The organism is Coleofasciculus sp. G3-WIS-01 (assembly GCF_040223135.1).
GTDB lineage: Bacteria > Cyanobacteriota > Cyanobacteriia > Cyanobacteriales > Coleofasciculaceae > Coleofasciculus.
In genome coordinates, this window is the sequence record NZ_JAVJZI010000138.1 from 1 (window position 1) to 7,303 (window position 7,303).

Annotated in this window: 7 protein-coding genes; 3 read left to right on the forward strand and 4 right to left on the reverse strand. The window is 45.4% G+C overall.

Going from position 1 to position 7,303, the window contains the following annotated elements; genetic code table 11:
* Positions 1 to 242: 242 nt before the first annotated feature.
* The gene (locus RIM23_RS13525; protein WP_446367772.1) at positions 243 to 470 is read right to left on the reverse strand and encodes a hypothetical protein; all 228 of its coding nucleotides are present in this window, start codon (positions 468 to 470) and stop codon (positions 243 to 245) included.
* A gap of 373 nt (positions 471 to 843) precedes the next feature.
* Between RIM23_RS13525 and RIM23_RS13530 the strand changes: the two genes are divergently transcribed.
* Positions 844 to 1,938, forward strand: coding sequence for a serine/threonine protein kinase (locus RIM23_RS13530; protein WP_446367773.1), 1,095 nt, complete (start codon positions 844 to 846; stop codon positions 1,936 to 1,938).
* A gap of 39 nt (positions 1,939 to 1,977) precedes the next feature.
* Here the strand turns inward: RIM23_RS13530 and RIM23_RS13535 are convergent, their stop codons facing one another.
* On the reverse strand, positions 1,978 to 3,336 hold the full coding sequence (locus RIM23_RS13535; RefSeq protein WP_446367774.1) for an extracellular solute-binding protein: 1,359 nt from the start codon (positions 3,334 to 3,336) through the stop codon (positions 1,978 to 1,980).
* A gap of 66 nt (positions 3,337 to 3,402) precedes the next feature.
* On the reverse strand, positions 3,403 to 4,086 hold the full coding sequence (gene queC, locus RIM23_RS13540) for a 7-cyano-7-deazaguanine synthase QueC (RefSeq protein ID WP_446367775.1): 684 nt from the start codon (positions 4,084 to 4,086) through the stop codon (positions 3,403 to 3,405).
* 271 nt (positions 4,087 to 4,357) lie between these two features.
* On the opposite strand from queC, the gene RIM23_RS13545 reads away from it, so the two are divergent.
* On the forward strand, positions 4,358 to 5,428 hold the full coding sequence (locus RIM23_RS13545) for a Gfo/Idh/MocA family oxidoreductase (protein ID WP_446338973.1): 1,071 nt from the start codon (positions 4,358 to 4,360) through the stop codon (positions 5,426 to 5,428).
* A 52-nt stretch (positions 5,429 to 5,480) separates the two neighbouring features.
* Here RIM23_RS13545 and RIM23_RS13550 read toward each other — a convergent pair whose 3' ends face one another.
* Positions 5,481 to 6,455, reverse strand: coding sequence for a GDSL-type esterase/lipase family protein (locus RIM23_RS13550; protein WP_446367776.1), 975 nt, complete (start codon positions 6,453 to 6,455; stop codon positions 5,481 to 5,483).
* 198 nt (positions 6,456 to 6,653) lie between these two features.
* Here RIM23_RS13550 and RIM23_RS13555 point away from each other — a divergent pair, with 198 nt between their 5' ends.
* Positions 6,654 to 6,770, forward strand: coding sequence for an RNA polymerase subunit sigma (locus RIM23_RS13555; protein ID WP_446367777.1), 117 nt, complete (start codon positions 6,654 to 6,656; stop codon positions 6,768 to 6,770).
* Positions 6,771 to 7,303: the final 533 nt, after the last annotated feature.

Here is a 7,303-nt window from a genome sequence, read left to right on the forward strand (position 1 = left end):
GTCTTCCTCCATAATGACCGCCTGATCACAGTTGTGGCTTACCCCATTAGGGGCGCGATCGCTTTCCCCCTTCGTCTTCCTCCATAATGAGTATTACTTTTGTCAAGTACAATTTATACCAAATTAGATGAGCTTACCCTGCCTATAGCCCCTTTGAGTAGATCGGTCTAAATCAACTCAACGATATTAAATTTCATAAACAACATTCAATCCCTTACCAATGACAAAGGACAAAGGATGAATTACTGGAGAAGCGAGTTGAAAAGCGCTAATGAAGTCCGTTTTGCTGTGAGTAAAATCGTCCCGACAATTATAAATTTTATCGCTAGTGGCGCTAAAATCAGATTCAACACCAGACAAAGTAACGCAATGATCGTTGCCCCTACCTGCACCAATTCCCCTGTAACATGGGTATGAATATAAACGGCGACGAGAGCGATCGCGAGAATCAGGAGAGACGGTATCATCATCGGACAGTGCCTCTATACAGGTTTTGGTGGTTATTCTGATTATCGACTAAATCCCTAAGTGAATACCTCCGTAAAAGTTCTTAATATGAATACGCTGATTGGCTGAGTTCCTAGAGTGGCGATTTATTAACCACAGTTAGTGAATTATAATCAAGAATAAGTCAATTGTCAATTACCCACAGATCCGACATAGAGTAGGGGCACAACATGTCGTACCCCTACAGATCTGACTTTTTCACGGTATGTGATGCCTCTGTCGGGGCGGGTTTCACTACTATCTTTTCGGTTACAACCCGATGTAACTAAACCCGCCCCGACTCAGGTTTCTAGACTTCCCCTGAAAAGTCAGACCTAAACCCATCCTAAAAATCCGATGATCTACTGTATCAACCCCAAGTGCGACCAACGGGAAAATCCTAACTATCTGGAATACTGCCAAAGCTGTGATACTCCATTAACCATCAACAGTCGATATCGGCTGCTGAAACCCCTTCGACCCCTAGAGGCACCCAATCCCACCAAAATCTTTGAAGTCCAGGATTTAGCAGCAGAGGCGGCAATTCAAGGGGCAAAGCATAAAGTGCTGAAAGTTTTAACCCGGAACAATTCCACTTTAGTTCGCCTATTTAAACAAGAAGCCGAAATTTTAAAAAAACTTAACCATCCCGGCATTCCTAAAGTTCAACCCGAAGACGATTATTTTACCGTTTCTGTTCCCCGCCGTGCCAGACCTTTACATTGCTTAGTGATGGAAAAAGTAGAGGGAGAAAATCTACGATCATGGCTCAAACATAATCAACCCATTTCCGAAGCCAAAGCCATTGAATGGCTAAAACAGTTACTTGATATCCTCGATACACTGCATCAACAACAATATTTTCATCGGGATATTAAACCCTCTAATATCATGCTACGACCCAATGGTCAACTGGTGCTAATTGATTTTGGTACAGTTTGCCAAATGACGGGTACAGTTGTCCAACGACTGATGGGAAAAGATGTAATGGGAGAAGGGGTTTTTTCACCCGGTTATACCCCTCCAGAACAAATCAACGGTAATGCGGTTCCCCAATCCGATCTCTATGCACTAGGACGTACCTTTGTCCATTTACTGACAGGTAAACATCCGTTAGAACTAGAAACCAACCATAAAACAGGTGAATTGATGTGGCGCAAGCATACTCACAAAATTTCCGAGGCTTTAGCCGAGTGGCTTGACTATTTTATGGCACCATTTGTCCATCGTAGACCCCCAAATGCCGCGTTTATTTTGCAGTATCTCCAAAAACAACCCCTCCCTCATCCAGACATACCCAAAAATTATCCACTTCCCCTAGGATTAATGATGCTAAATCTTGTCATTTTCTCAATTTTATTAGTATCAGGAGTCCTCTGGTTACAAGCCTACCAACAGCACCAACGGCAGTTGTCTCCTCAAGGGACTGTTCTGTTCATGGGAGGAAGTTGAAGGAAACCCCTACAAATGGGGCGCTGAAACTTATTCAGGTCAATTAATCGTCAACATCTCCAAATTAAGCAATTGGCGCGTTTCATCGGCGGATTCCTGCATCAACTGGGTTATCTCGTTATTATCAACTCGTTGGGCAAGGGCGGTTCTGGTAATCAATTTACTCAAATATTTCTGTAAGATAAAAGAGGCTTGATCATACTGAGGAATGGGAGGACGCAATATTGAATTTTTGACTGCTTCTTTCAAAGACGGTAAATAGGGATATTTGGCTTTGATCTCTGGGTCATCATACAACGCTTCTCGACTGGGTAAATATCCTTGCTCCAAAATCAATTTTTTCTGAGCAGCTTGACTGGTAAAATATTGAAGGGCTTTCCATGCTTGATCTGGGTGTTGTGAATTCTTAGATATTCCTAAACCCCAACTCCCATTACAGCCACTCGGAACCCATGTATTTTTATCGGTATCGAATGAAAGATTCAAGACTTGTACGCCGACATTAGATGGATCAGCTAATTGGTTCCAGGCATAGGGCCACTGTCGAATAAATAGGGTATTGGGATCTTGATTAAACCTGTCCAATGATTCTTGTTCGCTATATAAAATAACTTCTGGAGACGAAATATTCTCTCGAATTGTATTGAGTAAAAACTGAACAGCTTGTTCAGCCTCAGGTTGATCCAATCCTACCTCTAAACTGTCTGGTTTAATCCAAAATCCCCCATAGCTTTCTAATACCTCGACAAAAGTGGCGACCAAACCTTCATAGCGCCATCCCTGCCATAAATAAACACCTTGATAGTTCCCTTGATTTTTCCAGGTTTGGGAAAGCTGTTTTAATTGTTGTAAGGTTTCAGGTGGCTGAGTATTACCCAGTAAATTTTTGCGGTAGTATAGAAGACCGATATCTGAACGCAAAGGCATCCGATAGAGCTTACCCTGATATTCTCCTGCGTCGATTGTACTCGGTAAAAATCCTTCATTGACTAGGGTATCTCTAGCTGTCCATTTATATAGATCAACCAGACACCCCTTAGCCGCGAACTCTGGCATCCAAATAATATCTGTGTAAACTAAATCATAAAGCGAGTTTCCTGTTTGACAGTCCCTAACAAAATCATCCTTAAGGCGATAGGTAATATCACCTGCCAGATTCGTTTTTGTTCTCAAATTAATCCGAATATTGGGATATTGATTATGAAAATCAGTAATTAATGACTGCCAAGCGGTATCTTCGTCAGCGGAAACAAATAAGGTTAAATGAGTGGGGGGCCAAGTTAAGTAGATGAGTAATAGTAGTAAAACTTGGACAACGGCGACGAATGCCCAGATAGAACGGGAATTAAGTCGTCGGCTAAATTGCCCTAGTCTTTTCACAAGCTGCCTAGCTTTCATAACAACCCTCCTAAGGCATTTATATGTCAATTGTAGGGGCGGGTTTAGTCATTTACTCGCGAAGGGTCAAAATTTTGCATAAGACAAGGGATCATTTAGTCCGAGTTCCGCAAAAGCGGCAAGGCGTAAGCGACAAGAATCACAGACACCACAAGCCATCTCATCCCCAGCATAGCAAGACCAGGTGTCTTGCCAAGGCACTCCAAGTTTATTTCCTAACTGGATAATTTCGGTTTTCCTAAGCTGAATTAGCGGAGTGATAATTTGAATCGGTTCTCCCTCACGCCCCTGTTTTGTGCCTAGGCGAAAGACTTGCTGCATGGCTTGGATATAATCAGGACGGCAATCGGGGTAACCGGAATAATCTAACGCATTGACCCCCAAATAGACGGCTGTAGCACCCATCGCTTCGGCGTAGGATAGCCCAAAACTCAAAAAAATGGTATTTCGTGCGGGGACGTAGGTGATAGGGATACTCTGGGACATCTGCTGGAGCGATCGCGCCTGGGGCAGATCGAGGGTATCATCAGTTAAGGCTGAACCCCCCCACTGGCGCAAGTCAAAACTTACCACCTGATGGTCTTTGACACTAGCACATTTAGCAATTGCGATCGCGGATTCGAGTTCCCGTCGATGTCGCTGTTGATAATCAAAGGATATAGCATAACACTCATAGCCATCTGCCTTAGCTTGATAGAGGACTGTAGATGAATCCAATCCTCCGGACAATAAAACTACGGCTTTCGACATCTTCACCTCCTCTGGTGCAAGTTTTGACCCCCGCCCAAAAATGGACAACCCAAAAACTGACACATTTACCTACACCTAAAGTAGCTCTAAACCCACAATGAAAACATAATGACCGTCCTAAAGACTTCCGTTATCTGGCAAATTGGGGCAATCTTTGGAATTCTTCACATTTAAAGGTGCTGTGGTACTATCTGGATGGTTTAAGGCGGCTCAACATAAGTAAATTGACTTAGTTCCCGTGGTGGAGGAGCATATAAGAGTGCAAGATAGCATGTATCAAAGACATCTGGATACTCATGTCCAACGTAGCCTGCCGCAGCCAATCCGAATTGGCGTGATTGGCGTTGGTAACATGGGACAGCATCATGCCCGCGTTTTGAGTCTTTTAAAAGACGTGGAAATGGTAGGCGTGGCAGACATTAATGTAGAACGGGGTTTGGATACGGCGAGTAAATACCGTGTCCGCTTCTTTGAAGATTATCGCGACTTACTCCCCTATGTTGATGCTGTCTGTATTGCGGTACCAACCCGCCTGCATTATGAAGTGGGGATGACTTGTCTGCGTTCGGGGGTTCATGCCTTAATCGAAAAACCGATTGCCGCCAGTATCGCTGAAGCAGAATCCCTAGTCAACGCCGCCGCTGAGTACCAATGTATTCTGCAAGTGGGTCACATTGAACGGTTTAATCCCGCCTTTCAAGAACTCAGCAAAGTTCTCAAAACTGAGAAATTGCTGGCACTAGAGGCGCATCGCATGAGTCCCTACTCCCACAGAGCCAACGATGTATCTGTGGTTCTGGATTTAATGATCCACGATATTGACCTGCTGATGGAACTGGCAGATGCCCCTGTCATCCGATTAACGGCTAGTGGTAGCAATGCCTCTGAGTCGGGGTATTTAGATTACGTTACCGCTAATCTAGTCTTTGCCAATGGGATTGTGGCAACTCTTACCTCAAGTAAGGTAACCCATCGCAAAATCCGTCGCATTGCCGCCCATTGCAAAAATTCGCTCACAGAAGCCGATTTTCTCAATAATGAAATTCTGATTCATCGGCAAACGACTGCCAATTGTGAAACTGACTATGGTCAAGTTCTCTATCGTCAGGATGGGTTAATTGAAAAGGTGTACACCAGTAACATCGAACCGCTATACGCCGAGTTAGAACACTTTGTCAACTGTGTGCGCGGCGGGAATCAACCCTCTGTTGGTGGCGAACAGGCGCTGAAAGCCTTGCGTTTAGCCAGTTTGATCGAGCAAATGGCTCTTGATGGTCAAGTTTGGCATCATTTAGACCGAGAGCCTCATGACATCAAGTCTCCCATGGTTGCCCTGTCTTGAGTTGTCATTTGTCCGTTGTTTGGACGAGTGGTCAGTGGTCAGTGGTCAGTTATCAGTGGTCAGTAATTGGCTGATAACTGGTAACTGATAACTGGTAATGAAGCGATCGCGCGATTACGTCACTAACCTGCTGATTGCCTTGGGGACTTAAGTGGATGTGATCTCGATACAAGCTTTCTGGGGTGGGCTGGTTGTTGAAGATGGGCAAACAATCGATGTAGGGAATTTGTTGGTCTTGAGTCAACCCAATTAGGCGATTTCGGGCTTTGATTTCATAATCACGGGGTCCTTTTTCGCCAATTTCCCGTAATAGGGGGGTCATGACCAACAGAAACTCAGCGCCTGCCTGTTTAGAGAGCTTGTAAACTTGGTGAATGGCATCTAAGTTAAAACCCACGCGATCGCCCCCCTCAGCACGAACAGCCGCCATTTCTGGCACAGATTCGTAAGGCAAAAAACGACTAATTGCCTCAATCAGGGCTAAAGGGGGTCTAAGACTGGGATAATTGCGATCGCGTCCCACGGGGATCGAGGTGGGGGCGGTGGCAAAGAGGTCATCGGTATTTATCACCAAGACTAGAGCTTGGGCGTTGAACGTGCCAAAGCGTTGGAGATATGCCAATTCATTCCGAGGTCCCCAGGAATTGGCAGAGGCGTTGAGAATTTCGATTTGCTCAAACTCCTTCTGGGACTTGAACGGTGCCAATTGAGCAGCGAGCAGCGCCGAAAGGGTTTGGTCTTGGTCTGTCCACCAGCCACCATTGACGATAGAATCGCCTAAGAGTAAAACCCGCAGTGTAGACGGGGATCGCTCTGGTGTAATCTCATCACTCCGCATGGAATAGTCATTAATGGCAATGCGATTACCCATACGAGTCGTCTTTTGGTTAGGGGCTAATAAATAGCCAATTTGCTCATCGGCAATATAGATCGGCGGCTTCCCTAAGCCAAAGAGTAAACGCAAGCCGACTTCCACTCCCGCAACCAATACCAGCAACACTCCGAGAATGACTAACAATACTTTCACACCACAGTCTCCTTCATTTGAGCAAATTATTGGCAATGACCACTATTGACCCTAATTTAGCCTGTGTGTGCCAGATGCCCTACACCCAACGGAATTTTGTGATCAAAACACTCAGGTCAAGATATATTCGAGTTGGGAAATCCCTTGAATCCAAATAGGAGCGTATAACCGGATATGTCAGACCTAAATCGTGGCATCATGAAGTTTAAGGGAGCAGATAGCCCTGTGGCGATCGTGATTTCGACGGTGCTAGTCCTGGGGGGTATTGCTTTCCTACTCTGGTGGGCATTACAGACTGCTTACAATGTGGGGTAATTTTCCATTTATGGCGTGAGGGAGTGGGACACTGATGATGTCGCGTCCTACTTCCTGCCTGTTACCCTACCAAAACATTGCCCCAGATGTGCCTCGCGATCGCTAACAACGCTACTGGTGTAACACCTCTAAAATGGTGGAATAGATTTTACGGTTAATCTGGTCTCATGTCGGTATGTTTTCTGGGCGCACGTCGGTACGCCCCTACAGTTTCCGGGTGGGGGCTAATCTATCAAATTAGCTGTGTCACCCCACTACTGCCGTGGCACACCTAAAATTGTGGAATAGATCTTACCATTGAATCGGGCGCACGCCATGCGCCCCTACGGTTTCCGGGCGTAATTCTAATTCATCAAATAAGGTGTGTCACGCCACTACACTAAGAATTAGCGATTGACATCCTCCCCCGGCTAAAGAGCGCGGGGGATTCCTCACCACGCCACCTTTAGCCGGGGTGGTCGCTGATTGGGGTTGACGCTTCGCTGAAGGTTGCCTCCAAATGAGGTCTTACACCCTCTCCACGTCCGTTTATA